The 20,251-nt window shown below is 67.2% G+C and carries 15 protein-coding genes; 10 read left to right on the forward strand and 5 right to left on the reverse strand.

Annotation, left to right across the window (positions count from 1 at the left end; translation table 11 throughout):
- On the reverse strand, window positions 1-1,605 hold a 1,605-nt coding region (locus tag U9978_RS17625; RefSeq protein ID WP_322762239.1), incomplete at its 3' end, for an ATP-binding protein.
- A 1,340-nt stretch (window positions 1,606-2,945) separates the two neighbouring features.
- Between U9978_RS17625 and ftsZ the strand changes: the two genes are divergently transcribed.
- The 5 genes from ftsZ to U9978_RS17650 all read left to right on the forward strand — a co-directional run bounded on the left by ftsZ (window position 2,946) and on the right by U9978_RS17650 (window position 7,654).
- Window positions 2,946-4,466, forward strand: coding sequence for a cell division protein FtsZ (ftsZ, locus tag U9978_RS17630; RefSeq protein WP_322762240.1), 1,521 nt, complete (start codon window positions 2,946-2,948; stop codon window positions 4,464-4,466).
- Window positions 4,467-4,611: 145 nt separating this feature from the next.
- Window positions 4,612-5,661 carry a YggS family pyridoxal phosphate enzyme gene (locus U9978_RS17635; protein WP_322762241.1) on the forward strand — a complete coding sequence of 350 codons (1,050 nt, stop codon included), beginning with the start codon at window positions 4,612-4,614 and terminating at the stop codon, window positions 5,659-5,661.
- 10 nt (window positions 5,662-5,671) lie between these two features.
- Complete coding sequence (locus tag U9978_RS17640) at window positions 5,672-6,241, forward strand: cell division protein SepF (RefSeq protein WP_322762265.1); 570 nt, start codon at window positions 5,672-5,674, stop codon at window positions 6,239-6,241.
- An 86-nt stretch (window positions 6,242-6,327) separates the two neighbouring features.
- Entirely contained in the window at window positions 6,328-6,594 is a 267-nt protein-coding gene (locus U9978_RS17645; protein ID WP_322762242.1) for a YggT family protein, read from the forward strand.
- A 91-nt stretch (window positions 6,595-6,685) separates the two neighbouring features.
- Window positions 6,686-7,654, forward strand: coding sequence for a DivIVA domain-containing protein (locus U9978_RS17650; protein WP_322762243.1), 969 nt, complete (start codon window positions 6,686-6,688; stop codon window positions 7,652-7,654).
- A 67-nt stretch (window positions 7,655-7,721) separates the two neighbouring features.
- On the opposite strand, the gene ileS is transcribed toward U9978_RS17650, so the two are convergent.
- Together ileS and U9978_RS17660 are read right to left on the reverse strand one after the other, a co-directional pair.
- Window positions 7,722-11,000 carry an isoleucine--tRNA ligase gene (ileS, locus tag U9978_RS17655; protein ID WP_322762244.1) on the reverse strand — a complete coding sequence of 1,093 codons (3,279 nt, stop codon included), beginning with the start codon at window positions 10,998-11,000 and terminating at the stop codon, window positions 7,722-7,724.
- A 353-nt stretch (window positions 11,001-11,353) separates the two neighbouring features.
- Window positions 11,354-12,118 (reverse strand): HNH endonuclease, encoded by a 765-nt coding sequence (locus tag U9978_RS17660; RefSeq protein WP_322762245.1) that lies wholly within the window; start codon window positions 12,116-12,118, stop codon window positions 11,354-11,356.
- A 329-nt stretch (window positions 12,119-12,447) separates the two neighbouring features.
- Here U9978_RS17660 and U9978_RS17665 point away from each other — a divergent pair, with 329 nt between their 5' ends.
- Both U9978_RS17665 and U9978_RS17670 read left to right on the forward strand, forming a co-directional pair.
- Entirely contained in the window at window positions 12,448-13,080 is a 633-nt protein-coding gene (locus tag U9978_RS17665; RefSeq protein ID WP_322762246.1) for a Panacea domain-containing protein, read from the forward strand.
- Window positions 13,067-13,648, forward strand: a complete 582-nt coding sequence (locus U9978_RS17670) for a Fic/DOC family protein (protein ID WP_322762247.1) — start codon at window positions 13,067-13,069, stop codon at window positions 13,646-13,648. The genes U9978_RS17665 and U9978_RS17670 overlap by 14 nt, the downstream gene beginning before the upstream one ends.
- Before the next feature lie 254 nt (window positions 13,649-13,902).
- On the opposite strand, the gene U9978_RS17675 is transcribed toward U9978_RS17670, so the two are convergent.
- On the reverse strand, window positions 13,903-15,438 hold the full coding sequence (locus U9978_RS17675) for a KGGVGR-motif variant AAA ATPase (protein WP_322762248.1): 1,536 nt from the start codon (window positions 15,436-15,438) through the stop codon (window positions 13,903-13,905).
- Window positions 15,435-16,694 (reverse strand): TIR-like protein FxsC, encoded by a 1,260-nt coding sequence (locus U9978_RS17680; protein WP_322762266.1) that lies wholly within the window; start codon window positions 16,692-16,694, stop codon window positions 15,435-15,437. Before U9978_RS17680 ends, U9978_RS17675 begins: the two co-directional genes overlap by 4 nt.
- A 205-nt stretch (window positions 16,695-16,899) precedes the next feature.
- Between U9978_RS17680 and lspA the strand changes: the two genes are divergently transcribed.
- From lspA to U9978_RS17695, 3 genes are all read left to right on the forward strand, one after another.
- Window positions 16,900-17,487, forward strand: a complete 588-nt coding sequence (gene lspA / locus U9978_RS17685; protein ID WP_322762249.1) for a signal peptidase II — start codon at window positions 16,900-16,902, stop codon at window positions 17,485-17,487.
- 91 nt (window positions 17,488-17,578) lie between these two features.
- Complete coding sequence (locus U9978_RS17690; protein ID WP_322762250.1) at window positions 17,579-18,514, forward strand: RluA family pseudouridine synthase; 936 nt, start codon at window positions 17,579-17,581, stop codon at window positions 18,512-18,514.
- Between the two features lie 124 nt (window positions 18,515-18,638).
- Window positions 18,639-20,090 carry a DUF2252 domain-containing protein gene (locus tag U9978_RS17695; protein ID WP_322762251.1) on the forward strand — a complete coding sequence of 484 codons (1,452 nt, stop codon included), beginning with the start codon at window positions 18,639-18,641 and terminating at the stop codon, window positions 20,088-20,090.
- Window positions 20,091-20,251 lie beyond the last annotated feature (161 nt).

Raw genomic sequence — 20,251 nt, forward strand, 5'->3', positions numbered from 1 at the left:
TGACGTCAACGTCCCGAGGTCGACCATGTGCCGCACCATCTCGGTCAGGAAGAACGGGTTGCCCGCGGTGTCCGCCTGTAACTCGAGGGCCAGCCGGCGACCTGGCTCGGCGAGATCCCGACCGTAGACCCGCCCGACCAGCGCCACGGTCTCTTCGGGGTCGAGCCCGCCCAACCGCACCCGCCGGCACTCGGTGTCGCGAGTCAGTGCCGGCAGGAAGGACGCCAGCTCTCCGTGGCCCGTATCGCGGTAGGTGGCCACCACCAGCAGCGGTGTCGCCCGCGGCAGCCGCATCAGGTGCGCCAGCAGGAGTAACGAAGAGCGGTCGGCCCACTGCAGGTCATCAAGGATGACGAGCACGGGACGTCGGGAGGCGATCGCGCGCAGCCAACCGTCGAGGGCCTCGAACAGGCGAAAGCGCTCGGCCTCGGCTTTGCCCGCCAGGGGGGCGCCGACAACGCCGACGCGCTCGGTGACCTCGGGGAACAGCCGGGAGATCTCGTCGGCGTGCTCGCCGAGTTCGGCGCGCAGCACGGACTTCGGGCAGGTGCGTGCGTACTCACCCAACGCCACCCGGTACCCCTGGTAGGGAGCGAGAACCTCTTCGTCCCAGCGGCCGTAGAGCACGAGCCCACCGTCGTCGCGTGCCGTCCGCGCCACCTGCGCAGCCAGAGTGGTTTTGCCGATGCCGGGCTCCCCGCTGATCAGCGCGAGTACCCGGACCCCCGATCGAGCCCGGTCCCAGGCATCCCGGAGCACGCGAAGCTGGTGCGTCCGGCCGACGAAGGTCGCGTCCGCCGCGTTGTCCAGCCAGCCCAGGTGCACGGCGTCCGGCTGGTCGACCCCGTCGGCGTCAGTCGGTTCGCTGTCCGGAGCGGTCAGCAGCGAGGAGTCGGGGGTTCGCAACGGGGCGAACGTCTCGGGGAGGCCGGGTATCACCAGCTGCCAGATCCGCTCGGCCCGATCGAAGTCCTTCAGCCAGTGCTCACCGAGATAGCGGACGTCGAAGCCCGTGGCCAGACCGTCCTCGATGAGCGAGTGCGTGGTCTCCGACAGCAGAACCTGACCACCATGTCCCGCGGAACACAGCCGGGCGGCGCGATGCACGCCGAGCCCGACGAAACGGCCGGTCCATGGGGTTGGTTCGGTGGTGTGGATGCCCATCCGGACGCGGATCCGGCCGCCGGCCGGCCAGGTGTGGGCCGCCAGGGCGCGTTGAGCAGCCACAGCCGCGACCACCGCGTCCTTGGACGTGCGGAATGCGATGAAGAACGAGTCACCCTGAGTGTCGATCTCCCGCCCGCCGGCCATGTCGAATGCGTGACGCTGCAGACGTTGGCAGTCGGCCAGGATCTCACCATAAAGATCACCAAACCGGCGGACGAGCCGGGTCGAGCCCTCGATGTCGGTGAACAGCAATGTCACCGTGCCCGCAGATGTCGGGTTCGGGCGCGCATCGGGCTCTTGCGGGGCCTGGGTTTCCGCGGGTTGAGTGACTGCGTCACCGCTGGCAACCAGCCGCATCCGCGGACCGGGCTCCGTGCCGGCCTCGTCCATCGCGAGCGGTCGGCCGGCAGGGCCGGCGGCCGTGTTGGCGGCGGGCACCTCGTACCCCCTTCGATTCCCCGGGGCCTTCATTGGCGCGAAGGCCGGTGGTCGTTCGCTTTTGGTCCGTGTCGCCAATGCAGGCTGCCGGTGACCCTGAAAAGATCAGGATTGCGCTACCTTCGGCTCGTTGGGCACCTCGGATGAAGGCCGGTGGCTCACGCCCCTGCCGGGATATCAAAACATCTGTGGGGAACGTGCGGGTAACCAGGGTCCGCATCGGGGCCGCCCGGCTCGGTCGGGTCGTTCCGCCTCGCGATGCGATTCGGACCCCGGTGTGAAAAGAGCCATGATCGTGTGGCCCCGGTCGACCGGCGAGTTCGTTGCGGGGAATTACCGGACGTCGCTGTTGGTGTACAAATGGGCTGCGGCGGCCCAGGTTGTTTCCGGTCCGGTAATCGGGCTGGTGCGTTTTGTGGTCACCTTAGAGCGCTCGGCAATAGGGGACGCGGCGTCGCGGGGGCCGGGGCCGCGGGGGGTCCGGCCGGCACGGGTTCTCGCCCATTCCCGCATGTCGTCCCCGGTGGTCGCCGGTGGTCGCGGCTCGTTTCCGGTGGGTCGCGAAATTCAAATTCGTTGTCCGTGTCCTGGCACTAGGGCGTGTCTGGTGGATGTTGGTCGATGCGGACGATGATTGAAGATCCATTAGACACGCCCTAGGGGCTGACTTCGGCGTTACGGGCGGTGTCGTATTGCCGCGAAAACGCGATCCCGTCCGGTGGTACGAAGCGGGGAACCACTCCGGGTCGACGCGGAGAATCGTTCCAGTTTGGCGCCGCGAACCGTCTTGTGTAAGGCGATGTGTACGGTCTGTTCTGACGGGATGTACTGTTTTCGGTCGTACATATTCGGTCACCGCGTGTATCGCGTTGCGGCCGGTCGTGTCCGGAGCCGCCGATCTCGTGGTTCCGGCCACGATCAAAAATGGGTCCAGGTTGCCCGGAGATGATACGATCATGGTATTTTGCACATCTACTTGCTCGAGGTGGGAGCCACCTTTCGAGTGTGTCTCGCGCCACCGGGTGGCGGTCGGCTGGTCATCATACCCGGATCGGGGGATGGAGCTGCAGTGGTCACCTGGGTGCGCGATGATGTGACCCGATGGACGCGAAGGTTCAGCGTGACGCGCCGGGCGCGTCCTTGACCGCCGCGTTGTGCGTCCCTACTGTCCGGTCCACGGTTCGAAGTTGACATAACATTAACCGTCTAGCTGACGGTGAAGGTTGAAGCTCGTCAGCCGTTCCCTGCTCCAACCACTCGGCGCCGCCTTCCCCGCTGCACCGGGCGGCTGGGGCATGTCCCCCGTCCGCCCACCGATGCCGCTGGAGGACCGACACCGCATGGCAGCTCCTCAGAACTACCTGGCGGTGATCAAGGTCGTCGGGATCGGCGGTGGCGGCGTCAACGCCGTCAACCGCATGATCGAAGTCGGGCTCAAGGGCGTCGAGTTCATCGCTATCAATACCGACGCCCAAGCCCTGCTGATGAGCGACGCAGACGTCAAACTCGACGTCGGCCGGGAGCTCACCCGAGGACTCGGGGCGGGTGCCGACCCAGAGGTCGGTCGCCAGGCCGCCGAAGATCATCGCGAGGAGATCGAAGAGGTCCTCAAGGGCGCCGACATGGTGTTCGTGACCGCTGGGGAAGGCGGTGGCACCGGCACCGGCGGTGCGCCGGTGGTGGCCAACGTCGCCCGGTCGCTCGGTGCGTTGACCATCGGTGTCGTCACCCGTCCGTTCACGTTCGAGGGGCGCCGGCGGGCGACCCAGGCGGACGCGGGAATCGACGCCCTGCGCAACGAAGTCGACACGCTCATCGTCATTCCGAACGACCGGTTGCTGGCGATGACGGATCGTGACATCAGCGTGTTGGACGCGTTCCGCAGCGCAGACCAGGTCCTGCTCTCCGGTGTTCAGGGCATCACCGACCTCATCACCACTCCCGGTCTGATCAACCTCGACTTCGCCGATGTCAAGACCGTCATGTCGCATGCGGGCAGCGCCTTGATGGGTATCGGACGCGCTCGTGGGGATGATCGCGCCATCGTCGCGGCCGAACAGGCCATCGCCTCGCCTCTCCTCGAGGCCAGCATGGACGGCGCCCAGGGCGTGCTGCTGAACATCTCGGGTGGTTCCGATCTCGGTCTGTTCGAGATCAACGCCGCGGCCGAGTTGGTCGCGGACGCCGCCCATCCCGAAGCGAACATCATCTTCGGTGCGGTGATCGACGATGCCCTCGGCGACGAGGTCCGGGTCACGGTCATCGCCGCGGGCTTCGACACCGTCCAGGACCGTCGGACTCGCGGTCTGGCGAGCACCCGCCGGCCCGGTAACGGCCAGCCGGCCGCACCCGGGGTCGCTGGTGCGGGTACCGCCGGAGCGTCCGGAGCGCCTGCCATCACGCCGGGCACGAGCTCCCCCTCGTCCCCGACGACGCCGTCCACCTCGCCGACGACGGTCGGGTCGCCGCCGATTTTCGCCCCGTCGACGCCGCAACCCCGACCGGTTGCCGCGGCACCGCAACCGGCGCACACACCGCAGCCCGCGTCCTCGCCGAACCCGCAGCCGACCTATTCCTCGCCGCCCACCTACAACCCCCCGCCGACGTTCGCCCCGTCCCAACCGGGTCAGCCGCGGACGTCGGCTCCCGGGCATGTGGCGGACGTGTCCGACGACCGGGATTACGGCCACGACGGTTCGTCGTCTCGACGCGACGGCGTCGAGTCCGGTGTTGATCAGGGCTACCCGCCCTATCGGGAGCCGCGGGAGGGCCATCGGCCGAGCTATCCAGCGCCGCGGCGGCCGGTGCGGCCGATCGCCGAGGATGACGACGAGCTCGATGTTCCCGACTTTCTCAAGTAAGAGCGCCCGGCAATAGGGGTGTGGATGAAGGAGCGGGGTTGGGGTGCGTGGATCGCGAGGCGGCGGAGGGAGGCACCGGAGGTGTTGGGTGTCGACCGACGGAGCCGGGGTACCCCGTGCATCGCGCAGCGATGGATGGGGAGCGATGCGGCGAGGTGCGTGCTCCGGCTCCGCGACGCCGCGTCCCTCGTGCCGGTCGCTCTGGGAGCGCCCGGCACGGCGCTGTGAGCGGTTCTGGCGGGCCTGGCCCGGTGTCGGCATCAATGGTGGCATCACCGCCGGCCCGTGGGCGGAGCTGGCCGTGAGCGCTGCCGGCGGGCTTCCATCGCCGGGCGCCGTCGGTCGTCACGAGGATCTGCGGCTCAACCTCGCCGAGGTCCATGACCGGATCGCCGCCGCGGCGGCCGCGGCGGGCCGTGCCCCCGGTGAGCTCACCCTTGTCGCGGTGAGCAAGACCTGGCCGGCGGCGGATGTCGTGGTGTTGTGCGGGCTGGGGGTCACCGATTTCGCGGAAAATCGCGAACAGGAGGCCCGCCTGAAGGTGGCGGATGTGACGAAGCACTTTTTTGACAGTGAGGTTTCGGCCGCGTCGCGGTCGGGTTCGGGTGACATCGTCCGGGGGGATCGGGCCGGGGGGCCGGGTAGAGCCGGCGGGCACCCCCCGTCGTCCCGATCGTCATCGCTGCCGGTGCCCCTGGTGTCGTCCCAGCCGTCGTCTCCGCTCTGTTGGCATTTCGTCGGCCGACTTCAGCGCAACAAGGCGCGGTCGGTGACCAGATGGGCGCATTGGGTTCAATCGGTCGACCGGGCGCCGTTGGTGACGGCGCTGTCCACCGCGGCGGTCGCGCACGGTCGTGAGATCGTCGTCTGCCTGCAGGTGTCGCTGGACAGCCACGGCGGCGACGTCGGTCGAGGCGGTGCATCGCCGGCCGACATACCCGCCCTTGGCGACCTCGTGGCGGGCAGTCCGGGCCTCGTCCTCGCCGGGGTGATGGGGGTTGCGCCCCGTGATGTGCCAGCTCGCCCGGCCTTCGCCGGGTTACGTGAGGTTTCGGACATGCTTCGGCGGGAGCACCCCGACGCGTCGGTGATCAGCGCTGGCATGTCTGGGGACCTTGCGGTGGCAGTGGCCGAAGGCGCGACACACCTTCGCATCGGGACGGCTTTGTTCGGTCAACGGCGTGGTGTCCCTTAGAGTCGCGCCCATGGGTGTCGCGCGCAGGGCGATGGTCTACCTCGGTCTGGCCGAGGAGGACGAAGACTACCTCGAAGACGAGTACGACGATGGCGGTCACGACGTCGGTCACGACGATCGGCGTGACGATCGGCGCGACGACCGACGTGACGCCCGTGAGCCCATGCCCGCGGAGCGGTCGGTCCGTCGTATTGATGCACGTGAGGAGCCGCCTGCGATGCCGCGTCGTCCCCCGGTCGAACAGCTCCGGCCGACAGGTCCGGTCCCGATGCGCCGACCACCCGCGGTCGAGGAGCCGTCGCCCTACCGCATCACCACTTTGCAACCGCGCAGCTACAACGAGGCACGGCAGATCGGGGAGGAGTTCCGCGACGGGACTCCGGTTATCATGAATTTGACCGAGATGGATGACGTCGATGCCAAACGGCTGGTCGACTTCGCAGCGGGCCTGGTCTTCGGCCTGCGGGGGTCGATCGAGAAGGTCACCAACAAGGTGTTCCTGCTCTCGCCGCACAACGTCGAGGTCACCGAGACCGATAAGCGGCGCATCCGCGAGGGTGGCTTCTACAATCAGTCTTGATCATACAGTCTTGATCATATGTCAACTGTCACCGGACCGCGGTCCCCGCAGGCACAGGAGAGTCCGCCATCAGCGCACTTGGTGACGTGATCTCTGCGCTTCTGCTTGTCTATCTGCTGCTGCTGATTGCGCGTGCGGTGATAGATCTTGTGCTCTCGCTGAGCCACACCTTCAGACCCGCCGGAGTCCTGGTACTAGTCTTTGAGTCTGTGTACACGGTCACCGACCCTCCGTTGAGGTTCGTCCGGCGGTTCATTCCTCTCCTGCGGGTGGGTAGCGTCGCGTTCGACCTCGGATTTTTATTGATCTTAATTGTGATCATGGTCTTGCGGAGACTCGCGGATGGCCTGTGACGAAGTCGCGGACACGGCGAACGCGCGCGGCAGACTGCCGCTGGACCGCCCTCTCCGGGGGAGCGGCGATGCCGCATCATGAGGAGGCGACGTGGCTCTGACACCGCAGGACGTGCAGAACAAGGTCTTCAGCCCGACCCGGTTTCGCACCGGTTACAACGAGGACGAGGTCGACTCCTTCCTCGATGATGTCGAGAGCGAGCTCACCAGACTTCTGGACGAGAACACCGACCTGCGTCGACAACTCGACGAGGCACGTCGCGCGGGCGGCGGCGGCCCGGGTGTTCCCGCCCAGATGCTCGAGGAGAACCAGCAGCTGCGCCGGCAGCTGGAAGAGGCGCGGCGCCAGGTAGCCCAGGCACAGGCGCAGGCCGCACAGGCGGTTGCGGCCGCACAGGCAGCCCGCGAACGTCCCACCGCAGCGCCGGCTGCGGCGACAGCGGTGATGCCGGCGGTGCCGGCGGCATCCCAGGCCGCGACCCGTACCGGCAACTCCCAGCTCGATGCCGAGATCGAACAGCGGGTGGCCCGCACACTCGTCCTGGCGCAGCGTACGGCGGACGAGGCACTGCGGGAGGCTCGCAACGAATCCGACCGGGCACGGCGGGAAGCCCGTGCAGACGCCGACCGCATCATCGGAGAGGCCCGTGCGCACGTCGCCGAGCAGCTCGGTGGCCTTGAGGACGACAAGCGCAGGTTGGAGGGCCAGGTCGAGCAGCTGCGCGCATTCGAACGCGAGTACCGCACGCGGCTGCGCGCCTATCTGGAGATGCAGCTACGCGACCTCGACGGAATGCCGACACAGCCGGCCGTCGGTCCGGGCGGCAACCCGCGGCCACCGCTCAACCCCGGCACCGGCGCACCGCCCCCGCCGCCGGCTCCGGCCGGGATCGCAGCCGGCTCCCACCAGGCGCCTGGTCCGGTTGCCACGTCGGCCTTCCCACCCGGGCCGCCGCTGGGCGCGGGAGCGATGGCGCGGGGAAGCGACAACGGTGGCGTCCGCGGCCCCGACATGGTGGAACCGGCCCGTCGGGACCCGAGCGGACTCCAGGACTTCTAGCGACACCTGAGGACACTTCTAGCAACGCCTGACCGGCGGGAGCATGAGGTTTCCCCGGCGCCGACGGTCAGCCGGCCTGGTCCGCCGGGCTCAGCCAGAAGGTCAAGCCGAGATCCGGCGCGGTGTGCCCGTCCCCACCGGCCGGAGCTGAGCCTGCGGTGTCGGCATCCCGGGCGTCTGGAGCCTGGGCGTCTGGAGCCCCGGCGTGCTGCGTAAAGGTCACGGCGAGGACCTCGGCTGCCACGACGGAGCCGTGTTCCCGCAGCGCCTGCTCCGTTTCCGGCCTGTCCGCCGACCACCGGACATCGACGCGGTCGGTGACGTCCAGGCCGGAGGTCTTGCGGGCATCCTGGAGGACCCGCACCACGTCTCGGGCGATACCGGCGCGTTGCAGCGCGGGAGTGATCTCCAGGTCGAGGGCGACGGAGAGACCCGACTCCGCGGTCACCGCCCATCCCTCGCGCGGCGTCTCGGTGATGATCAGATCATCGCCGGCGAGGTCGAGCCGCTCACCGTCCACCTCGACGGTGAGACGGCCGTCTACGGGTGGGCCGGCCGTGGCGATCGCAGCCGCGACCAGTGGGGTCCGCTTGCCGAACCGGCGGCCCAGCGCCCGGAAGTTCGGCTTGACGGTCACGTCGACCACGTCGGCGGTGGCGCCCTCGACGGTGGTGACGTTGAGTTCGTCGGCGATCTGAGCGCGCAGGTCCGCGGGGAGCCCGGCGAACTCGGGCGCCGCCACGACCGCGCGAGCCAGCGGCTGGCGCGTGCGCACACCGCTGCTGGCTCTGGCCGCCCGCCCGAGCTCGACCAGCCGGCGGACGAGGTCCATCTGGGCCGCCAGCCGCGCGTCCACGAGATCACCCGACGCCTGCGGCCAGCCGGCCAGGTGGACCGAGTCAGGGGCCTGCGGTTGGACGCCGACCACCAGCTTCGACCACAGCGCATCGGTCAGGAACGGGGTGAACGGGGCCATCAGCCGGGTCACGCCGTCCAGGCAGGCGTAGAGGGTCTCCATGGCGTCCGGATCGGCGTCCCAGAAGCGCCGCCGGGAGCGCCGCACATACCAGTTGGACAGGTCGTCGATGAACCGGGCCAGGCGTCGGCCGGCCCGCAGCGAGTCGAAGGCGTCCAAGGCTTCGGTCACCTCCGCGATGGTCGCATGCAGCTCCGAGTACGCCCAGCGGTCGAGCACGGGCCGCGTGCGCGGGTCGGACGCGGCAACGCGCCCCGGTGCCCAGCCGCCGGCATTGGCATAGAGCACGAAGAACGATGCGGTGTTCCAGTAGGTCAGCAGTACCTTGCGGACGATGTCCTCAAGGGCCTCGTGGCCGACCCGGCGGTCCGACCAGGGCGACCCGGTCGCGAGCATCAGCCAGCGCACCGCGTCCGCGCCGTGCCGGTCGAACAGCTCGAACGGGTCCAGCACATTACCGATGTGCTTGCTCATCTTGCGGCCCTCGGCGTCGAGGAGCAGGCCCAGGCACAGCACGGTCTCATAGGCGGAGCGGTCGAACACCAGCGTCCCGACGGCCATCAGCGTGTAGAACCAGCCGCGGGTCTGGTCGATGGCCTCGCAGATGTACTGCGCCGGGTACTGGCCCTCGAACTGTTCGCCGTTGCGGTGTGGCGCGCCCCACTGGGCGAACGGCATCGCTCCGCTGTCGTACCAGACGTCGATCACTTCCGGAACGCGTCTGGCAATGGCCGCACAGGTCGGGCAGGCGATCGTCACGTCGTCGACGAACGGCCGGTGCGGGTCGAGTGCGGACAGGTCACGCCCGGTCAGGGACGACAGCTCCAGCAGCGATCCGACGCAGGTCAGGTGGGCCGGGTCGGCCGTGCAGCGCCAGATCGGCAGTGGCGTGCCCCAGTAGCGGTTGCGCGACAGCGCCCAGTCGACATTGCCGCGCAGCCACTCGCCGAACCGCCCATTCTTGATCCTTTCCGGGTGCCAGTCGGTGCGTTCGTTCTCGGCCAGCAGCCGGTCGGCGATCGCGGTCGTCCGGATGTACCAGGACGGCAGCGGGTAGTAGATCAACGGTGTGTGGCAGCGCCAGCAGTGTGGGTAGCTGTGGGTGTAGTCCTGCGCCCGCCACAGCACTCCGCGCGCACGCAGGTCGTCGACGAGGGCCGCGTCCGCGTCCTTGAAGAACACCCCGCCGACCAGCGGCGTGCCGGCGACGAACCGGCCGTCACGACCCACCGGGTTGACCACGGGCAGGCCGTACTTGCGGGCGACCGCGAGGTCCTCCGCGCCGAAGGCCGGGGCCTGGTGGACCAGGCCGGTACCGTCGGTGGTGGTGACGTAGTCGGCGAGCACCACCGAATGCGCGGCCGTGGCACCGAAATCTGCCAGCGGCAGCAGCTCGAACGGCCGGGCATAGGTCATGCCGGCGATGTCGGCTCCCCGCACGGTCTGGACGACCTCGGCGTCCGGCCCCACCGCCGAACCGAGCAGCGGCTCGGCCACCAGCACCAGCTCGTCGGCACGTCCGCCGGCCGCGGTCCGGGCGACCACATAGGTGACGTCGGGATGTACGGCAACCGCGGTGTTGGACACCAGCGTCCACGGGGTCGTCGTCCAGACGAGCAGGCTGACACCTGCCTCGCCGAGCGGGCCGGAGGTCACCGGGAAACGGACGTAGACCGAGGGGTCGACCACGTCGGCGTAGCCCTGGGAGACCTCGTGGTCGGACAGGGGTGTCTCGTCCCGCGGGCAGTAGGGGGTGACGCGATGGTCCTCGACAAGCAGCCCCTTGTCAAAGATCTTCTTCAGGGACCACCAGACGCTCTCGATGTAGGGGGTGTCCATGGTGCGGTAGGCGTTGTCCAGATCACACCAGTAGCCCATGCGCTCGGTCATCCGGGAGAAGTCCGCGACATGGCGCAGCACCGACTCGCGGCAGCGGGCGTTGAACGCGGCGATACCGAATGCCTCGATGTCACTCTTACTGGTGAAACCCAGTTCCTTTTCCACGGCGAGCTCCACGGGTAGGCCGTGGCAGTCCCAGCCGGCGCGGCGCGGGACGTGGAAGCCCCGCATCGTGCGGTACCGGGGGAACAGGTCCTTGAAGACCCGGGCTTCGACATGGTGGGTGCCGGGCTTGCCGTTGGCGGTCGGCGGACCTTCATAGAAGATCCATTGTGGCCCGTCCGCGGTCGCGTCCAGCGAGCGCTGGAAGACCTTCAGGTCCGTCCAGCGCTCGAGGACCTCGCGTTCGAGGGCGGGCAGGTCGACCTGGGTCGGCAGCGGCGGGAAGGCGGGCGTCGCGTCGCTTGGCGCCCTGTGGTCCGGTGTCGTGTGGCCGGGCGTTTCGCGGCGGGGCGTTTCGTGGGCAGGCATGGCATGTCTCCGTCGGGGATCAGGCTCCAACGGAGGGACGACACCCCGCGGTACCCGGCATCTCGCCGGGGCGCGGTGGTACCGCGGTACCACCCTCCTTGCCTCCCGGGACGCCGGTGTGCGGCGGCCTGGGCGACCACTCGTCGCGCGCGGTACCGGATCTACTGGGGGCGGGGGTGCCCTGTTCTTCCGGCAGCTCGGGGGTGATCTTCACGACGCGCTGGCCGCCGGGCTTCCACCGTCCCCGGTTCGCTGGACGCCCGTCACCGGTTGTCCCTGGCTGCGCCCGCCGCTACTCGTCCCGTCGTCGCCGTCCGCTGCAACCAGCGTAGTGGACGGCGCGGGTCCCGCCGTCACCTGTCGGCACTCGTCGGCCGATGGTGATGATCGGTGTGTTCCTCGCTGTGGTGGTCTGCGTGACGGCCTGTGTCGTGGTGGTCTGTGTCGTGGTGGGCGTCGCCCGAGCCTGGTGCCTGCGGGTGGGGGACCGCCTGACGCCGTGGCTGGCGGACCGGTCGCCGTGACGGCCGGCGCGTCGGTCGGCGGGGCGCGGGCACGTAGGTGCTCGCGGAGCCGCCGCGCAGCAGTCGTACCGGCCAGTAGACGGCGCGGACCAGACCGGTACAGCGACGCAGTGACACCCCCAGCGCGCGGGTTCCCAGCGGTCCCCGGTAACGGTCGACCTTGTGGACGCGGGTGTGGCAGTGGTGGCAGATGGGGACCAGATCACGGTTGGACTCGTGACCCGAGCCGGCCCGGAAGTAGTCGACGTGGTGTGCGTGGTAGCCGACGCCGGATGGTCCGTCCCGCCACGGCTTCCCGCAGATGTGGCAGGGACGCTTGCCGGTTTCGGCGAGCCACCGCCGCCGCCTGGCCCGCCACTCGGGACCGCCCACATACTCGCCGTGACTGCGGTAGCCGTTGAGTCGCAGCGTGATGTGGAACCGTCCGCGCTCGATCCAGCGGTCCACATGCCCGGCGACGCTGAGCGCCACGCAGACGCCCAGGACCACCCCGATCCACTGCAGCGTCCGCCCGGACGCCAGCCGCCACCACTGGTCCGCCGTTGCCTGCACGATGCCCCACAGGGCACCGAAGGCGTTCGCCACGCTGCTCACTTGCTGCTCACTCGTCCCCCACCATCGTCCCCAGCCATCGTCCGTCCCCAGCCATCGTCCCCGACCACGTCGTCCCGATCGTAGTGACGATTATGTTCCGTTCTGTCCGCCGACGTGGGTAACCCGCCGCTTGGCCGCGGCGGCCAGGCCATCGGGGCACGGCCACGGGCTCGTTGGAACTCTGCTTCGGTGGGCGCTCTAAGGCCGGCGGTTCTGCCGTCCGTGGTGGACGTGACTGCGACGGATCTGTCGCAGTCGTCCTGGACCAGGTATCATGTGACAAGATTCCTGTCCGACAAAACACCGGCTGGATGCAACGGAGGTGTGCGTTGGCTGTCACGCATCTCGTCAGTGTTGAGGGAATCGGTGATGTCGGGGTCGATGACATTGCCGCCGATTTTCTGAACCGCGCCGGGCCGATGTCGCCGATGAAGCTCCAGAAGCTGGTGTACTACGCTCAGGCATGGCATCTGGTCCGCTACGGGCACCCACTTTTCCCGGATGGTATCGAGGCGTGGCGGCAGGGCCCGGTCGTGCGTCATCTGTACGATCAGCATCGTCGGCAGTATCTGGTGAGTTCCTGGCCGTCCGGCAGCGCAGGTCGGGTTATTGGTCAGGCCGCGGAGACGGTTTCCTGGGTGGTTGAGCGGTACGGCGGTTTCGCTGCTCGTGAACTGTCCGAGCTGACGCACGCCGACCTCCCCTGGCGTCAGACCCGCGCCGGGTTGGACGAGTCGGCGCGTTCCAGCCGATCGATTTGCCCCGAGTTGATGCGGGAGTACTACGGGCGCCATCACATGACCGTGGCGGACGCGGTGGTCGACGTCGTGGCCAGCACCCGGCTGGAGGGTGTGGAACTCCCCGGGGATGTGCTGGCTGAACTAGTCGAGGTGGCCAACGGCCGGCGGTCGGCCGATGATGCGGTGGCGGCGTTGATTGCGTCGCGCCGTGGACGACGCTGACCCGTACTGTTGGCCAGGTTCTCCCTGCCTGCGTAATCTTCTCGATATCCGGGACGCGGACGAACTCGCCGTGGTCGAAGCGGAAATCGTCGCCATACGCGATGTGGAGCTGCGTTGTGCAATATTGCCGGGGCTTTACGATTTCGACCATCTTCGGCAGTTCCACCGCGTCCTGTTCAGCGACGTCTATCCGTGGGCCGGCGAGATTCGCGTGGTCGACATCGGACGGCCCATTCTCTTTGCGCACTGGCGGTTCGTCGCGGACGCCGCGGACGACGTCTTCGCCAGACTGGTCGCGGACGCATATCTTGTCGGCTTATCACACGGCCGGATGGTCGAGTGCGTTGCGAGATATCTCGGCGAGGTGAATGCGTTGCACCCTTTCCGAGAGGGCAACGGCCGTGCACAGCGTGCCTTCTTCCGTCAACTCGCAGCCGCGGCCGGGTGGCGCCTGCGCTGGGACCAGGTGAGCCGGGACGAGAACAACCGCGCCTCGGCCCGGAGCCTGGTAGGTGACGACGCGGCCCTGGAGGCCCTGATCGGTCGGATCCTCGAACCGCTCGGATGAAAGCCGTTTTCTATATTCAGTGGACTGCATCAATCCACCTCATGCCAGCCCCTGAATGAACACCGTACTAATGGAAAAATCTGCTACTGGACTAGAAGAATGGTATCGCCGCAGGTCAGTGGTGATGTGGGAGTCCAGTTACTGAGTTCCCCTATTGCCGGTCGCACTTAGTACCCGCTGCTTCCAGGTGAGTGGCCCGCCCGGGACGGGGGTGGCCGGTCCGGTGGGTCATGCCTGTCGTGACCCGACCGCCGCTACTCCTCCCGCGGTCCACTGGGGAAGGGCGCCGGCATCTGACGGCCTCGTCCGGAGGGTTCGGAGCCCGACTTTCTCCGGCTGGGAGAGGGGAAGGAAGGAGGTACAGCGGGCTTCGCCCGCCCTGTGTCCGTTGCGCCGATGTTGGCCAGCAGCTTTTCTCGGGCGGTGGCTTCATCAAGTCCCCACAGGTCTAATCCGACAATCGTGCTCAGCAGGCCCGGAAGGGGTATGTCCTCCACCCGGACCGGGATGATCCGACGTGTGGCCCCGCTTGGATCGGAGCGTAGGATGGCCTGCGATTCAGCTTGCCCGTATGGGGATGCGAGGTATGCCCGGGAAACGATGGCCAAGATGCGACGTGACGAGCGGAAAGCGTGGTCGAGGGCTATCATCCAGTTGCTTCCGGGAATGAGATCCCAGGTTTGGATAAGAACTCGATAGCCCGCGTCCTCGAGCTGAAAGGCCACCCATTCCGCCCAGTCTCTGTCCTTTTCCGCATAGCTTATGAAAAAGTCTGCCGTGAACTCCTCCGGTATCGTCCGAATCTTACGTTCGAACTGCAGGAGGAGCTTACGACGCTCGGTTTCATCCAGCGGGACCTGCCGTGTGATTTTTTGCTTGGTAAGGTAACCGACGAGCCGCTCGCTGGCCGCAAGAATTGTGCCCCTGCTGTTGGGGCGGTCGCCGATCGTGGCGAGCCACTCCTCATACGCGTAGAAAGGCGTATATGGGACCTCAACTTCTCCCCAGTAGTGGTCACGCGCGTTTCCGTCAAGGCTCTTCAAGAGGTAATCGAGGTGGATTCGTGCCAGATCCCGGCTTGCCTCCAGCTTCGCTCTTTCACTGTCCTCGACGCGCATCGGGACCGGCCAGACGGTGATATCTCGCTCACCGCGCTGCCGCCGTACGGACGCCGCCACAGCCGCTGTTCCGGTGATACTCTGCGTGCTGAACGTAAAGCAGGCGACAAGAATATCGGGTAGCTGGACCGTGCAGATGCCGGCGGTGTCGCTGAGACCGGTCCGACTGTCGATGAGGACATAGTCGAACTGGGCGGCCATGCTTTTCTTCATTGCCTCGACAAATGCGCCGCCGCCGCGCTTGTCGTAGAAGTCGGCCCAGTCGAAGGAATTGACCTTGGCGCCGTACGCGTCGTCCTGGCGTCCCGCCGGCAGGAGTGAGAGGACACCGCCGCGTTCGAAGTCCCATCGCAGCGAAACGGTGTGGTTGAGCACATCGGCGTAGGGCTCGTGCCAGCCGGCGGTCTGGTCGCCGTGCGTGTCAAGAGTGGCCAACGCATAGTCCCACACCATGTCCATCACACCCGTAGAGCCAGCCAGCTCGGGGTCGACGAGGAACGGATGGAAGTATCTGTGCAGGCCGGGGGCCTCAAGATCCCAGTCGACGACGAGTACTCTGCAGCCGTTGCTCGCAAGGATCCAGGCGATGTTCGCCAGCGCCATCGTCCGGCCGGACCCACCCTTGTACGAGTAGAATGTAACGATCACACCTGGCTGGCGATCGGCGGTCATGAGCCCACCATAGAGCCGTTGAGCTGTGGTCGTGGGACGTATTGATCGGTCGGCGCCGTGCGGCTCGAATCGGTCTCGCCCAACAGCAGCTTCTGCAGGTAGACGAGGACCTCTACCAGAATGCGGCGAAACTCCTCCGGACTGTGTATCCTGGCGTGGAAGCTCTGGTCCGGTCTTTTGGTCTTCTTGGGAAAGACCGTCTCCGGTTCGGGGACGCCGACGGCCGCCTGCGTGTCGGTGACGTTCCAGGTAATCATGATCGCACTGTTGGGGTCGAAACGGCTGTCATAGGTGTGGAGGGCTCCCGCGTTTTCCGGTAGAGCCGTGGCGCGCGGGTCGACCAGCAAAACCACCAGTTCATTGTCCCGATCCGCATCATCAAGACGTTCAACGAGCCGGCCATCCAGTTTTTCCGGGTAGGGCGTCATCTTCTGATCGATTGCAACGGCGGCGGCGGTGCGGACGAGCGGTTCGGCGTCGTGCGGAATGAAGGGTGACCAGTCCGTTGGACGGGTTCCGTAGTAGGAGGCGGGGTCGGATTTCCGGGCCATTTCGGTGGCGGTGCCCGCTGCGACGATGAAATGTACATGGTGAGGTCCGGTCGCGTTGTCGGGATTCGCTGTACCACCCGGTGCGCTCGGTGAGGCCGGCATCTTCGCGAAGGCGTTCCTCGTTGTCTCCAGTTCTGGTGGCGGGGCTGCCGGGGCCAGCGTGTACTCGTCTGTGTTCTTTTTTATCTCCAGGACGATTGCGCTCAGTATCTGGTCGTAGCCGAGCGCCAGGGAAGGGTCTTTCTTGTTCTTCACGATCTTCATGAGGCCGAGTTTCTTGTACTCGATGCCGTACTCGGTGAACTCGCGGTATTGGACTGCACCCGCGACCTCGGGTAACCGCAGGACGCTCGGTGGTTCCCAGAGAATCGGTGGTTCCCAGAGAAGGGGGAAGATCAGCGGTGGGGCCTTGCCGTTTACGGCCTTCGCCGCGTCCAGCCGGTCGGAGAACGCCTGCCACTCCCGGCCGCAGAACTCGCTGCTGAAGTAGCGTGGCGAGTACAGTGGCACGAATGCCTGGCAGTGGGCGAGTTCGTCGGCGAGCGTGTCCGCCCAGCGAGTACCGGATCGCATGTCCACGTCCTGAAAGCCGATGACGCTGGGGTCCAGGGTCGTTTTCCGGGTGAGCTCGTCACAGAGATCGAGGTAGAAGTCGCGCACCCAGCCCCCCACGCCGTCAGTATGGGCGTAGCTGAGGAAGAACATGCTCACAGGCGCGCTCCGTTAAAACCGTTACGCTGAGTTGATGACACCGGCCGTAGCCCGTACATGTCACCCGCGTAGGCATTCGGCTGCGGACAGCATACTGGGCCGGATTTCGGCGGATCGGTGAGGTAGGTGCGGATCAGGCGTGGATCAGGTATGGCCGTGACGGACGGTCACGGTCTGCCGTGGCCGTAGAGTGGGCCGGGTGCAGGAGACGTCGTCCACGGACGGGGATGGGACTACCGATGCGGCGGGTGGGCGGCCCGGGGCGCCACTAGCTGCTGTTCGGTCGCGTAAGGCGGTGGCCACGCTGCTCGGTGCCGGTTTCGCGATCGTCACCGTCGACGCGATCACGAAGATTCTTGTGGTGGCGCACCTGTCTGACCGGGCCCCGATCGATCTGGTTCCGGGCGTGCTCGACCTCCGGCTCACTCGCAATCCCGGTGCCGCGTTCAGCCTCGCCAACGGCGCGACTGTGTTGTTCAGTCTGGTGGCCGTCGCGGTTGTCGTGGTGATCGCGCGGACTGCTCGGACCTTGAAGTCCACACCGTGGGCGGTCGTCCTCGGGCTGCTGCTCGGTGGTGCGCTCGGTAACCTCACCGACCGGATCTTTCGCGCGCCCGCTCCGTTGCGCGGGCATGTCGTCGACTGGATCCACCTGCATCACTGGCCGGTTTTCAACGTCGCGGACTCGGCGATCGTGATCGGCGGCATCCTCGCGGTCATCCTGGGGGCACGCGGTATCGGCCTGGATGGGCAGCGTACGACGGACACCGGCGAAGGTGCCCGGTGAGCATGACCGGTGACGGTGACCAGCAGTGAATGACCAGCAGTGAATGACCAGTAGTGGGTGACCAGTAGTGGGATCAGCAGGGGGATCAGCAGTGAGCGGAGGGGACAGACGCACGCTGCCGGTTCCCGACGGGCTGGACGGCCTGCGCCTGGACGCCGCGATCGCCCGGATGTTCGGGTTGTCCCGAACGGCCGCCGCAGCGCTCGTGGATGACGGCTACGCCAGTGTCGACGGCATGGTGCGGGGCCGGTCCGATCGGGTGACCGGCGGCGCGTGGCTCGACATCGAGCTGCCGGCACCGCCGCCGCCGGCCCAGGTGGAGGCGACCCCGGTGCCCGGCCTGGAGGTGATCCACGATGATGGTGACATCGTGGTCGTGGGCAAACCGGTGGGCGTGGCCGCCCACCCCGCTCCCGGCTTCAGCGGACCGACCGTGATCGGCGGACTCGCTGCGGCCGGCTACCGCATCGCGACCAGCGGTGCCTCCGAACGCCAGGGCGTGGTCCACCGCCTTGATGTCGGCACAACGGGAATCATGGTTGTTGCGAAGAGTGAGCACGCCTACACTGTGTTGAAGCGTGCTTTCCGCGAGCGTGAGGTCGAAAAGATCTACCGTGCTCTGGTGCAGGGGCATCCGGATCCATCCAGGGGAACGGTCGACGCACCGATCGACCGCCATCCGCGCAAATCAGGCTTGTTCGCTGTAGTTGCGGATGGTAAGCAAAGCGTTACCCACTATGACACCGAAGAGGCGTTCCGGGCCGCGTCCCTGCTGTCGGTGCGGCTGGAGACCGGCCGGACCCACCAGATCCGGGTGCACATGTCGGCGTTGCGGCATCCCTGCGTCGGTGATCTCGCCTATGGTGCCGACCCGGTTCTCGCCGGCAGGCTCGGGCTGACTCGCCAATGGCTGCATGCCGCGCAGCTGTCCTTCGCTCATCCCGCGGACGGTCGGTGGATGACGTTCACCAGTCCCGATCCAGCCGATCTGGCGGAGGCGGTGTCCCTCCTCCGGCAGCAGTCATGATCGCTGCCGAGGGTCGGCGAAGCAGGTCCACGTCCAGCGGTGCACATCCAGCGCCGCGATGGGTTGCTCATGCGGGCACGGGGGCACGTTCCGTCCGCGACCGACATCCCGTGGGAGGACTGCGATGAGTACGACGACAGCACCGGTCAGATCCGCGAACGGTCAGCGCACGCCGCGTCTCGGCCGGCGTGTTGCGACCCCGTATGAGCGGGCCGAGCGTGGAAAGGCGGCGCGGGCCACGGCTCCGCGCTCCAGCCATGGCGAGTTCTCCCCGTCGTCACGGCGACCCGACCCGGTGGAGGTGATCGAGGAGCAGTCGGCCAGCCGGGTGCCCGAACTGGTGCCGATCCGGTACGGGCGGATGATGGAGTCGCCGTTCCGGTTCTTCCGGGGTGCAGCGGCGATCATGGCTGGTGACCTGTCCAGGACACCACGGACCGGGATCACCGCCCAGCTGTGCGGTGACGCCCATCTGGTGAATTTCCGTCTGCTCGCCTCACCCGAGCGGCGCCTGACGTTCGATATCAACGATTTTGACGAAACCCTGCCGGGCCCATGGGAGTGGGACGTCAAACGGCTGGCGGCGAGTTTCGTCATCGCGGGCCGGCACAATGGTTTCACCGCTGCCGAAAGGCGGTCGGTGGTCACGACCATGGTGCGTTTCTACCGGGAGTGGATGCGTCGGTTCGCCGAGATGACCAACCTCGCGGTCTGGTACGCCAGGGTCGATGTCGAACAGCTCGAGTCCGAATTTCGGGACCGGCTCACCAGGTCCCGGCGCCGGCGGGTCGAGCGTACGGTGAGCAGCGCGCGTACCCGGGACAGCCTGCGGGCGTTCAACAAGCTCACCGTACTCGTCGACGGCGAGCGCCGGATCGCCTCGGACCCGCCGCTGCTCGTTCCGATCATGGAGTTGCTCCCCGGCGTGCAGGGCGATGTCCTCGCCGAGCAGCTCAACCGGGTGATCGACGAGTACCGGGAATCACTACAGGCGGACCGCCGCGTCCTGCTCGACCAGTACCGGCTGGTTGACGTCGCCCGGAAGGTCGTCGGGGTCGGCAGCGTCGGTACCCGTTGCTGGATTGTCCTCATGCTCGGCCGGGACGACCAGGACCCGCTGTTCCTCCAGGTGAAAGAAGCCGAAACGTCAGTGCTCGCCGATTACCTGCCGGCGAGTGAGTACGTCAACCAGGGGGAACGCGTGGTCTCCGGCCAACGGCTCATGCAGGCGGCCAGCGACATCTACCTCGGTTGGCACCAGGGGACCGGGCTCGACGGCCAGACACGGTACTTCTACGTCCGTCAACTGTATGACTGGAAGGGCATCGTGCCGGTCGACGAGATGCCGCCGGACGGCATGCGGTCGTTCGCGGAACTGTGCGGGGCGACGCTGGCCCGCGCCCACGCCCGCTCGGGGGACCGGATCGCCATCGCCTCCTACCTCGGCCGCAGCGACGTCTTCGACCGGGCGCTGGCAGCCTTCGCCGAGGCGTACGCCGACCAGAACGAGCGTGACCATGCCGCGCTCGTCGATGCGGTGAAGTCCGGTCGGGTCACCGCGGAGTCCATCGACTGACCGCTCGTCCGCTCGAAGATGATTTTTCGAGCTTTGTATGATCCAATTAACGTTTTTGATCTCACAAACCTCGAAAGATCGTCCCGATGGGCAGGCCGGCGGCGGCGCGCTGCAGATCATGAGCGCGCCGCCGCCGGTCTAAGTGGTCGGCGCTGGAAGTT

Origin of the sequence: Protofrankia sp. Cr2 (assembly GCF_963555885.1) — a bacterium.
Classification (GTDB): Bacteria; Actinomycetota; Actinomycetes; order Frankiales; family Frankiaceae; genus Protofrankia.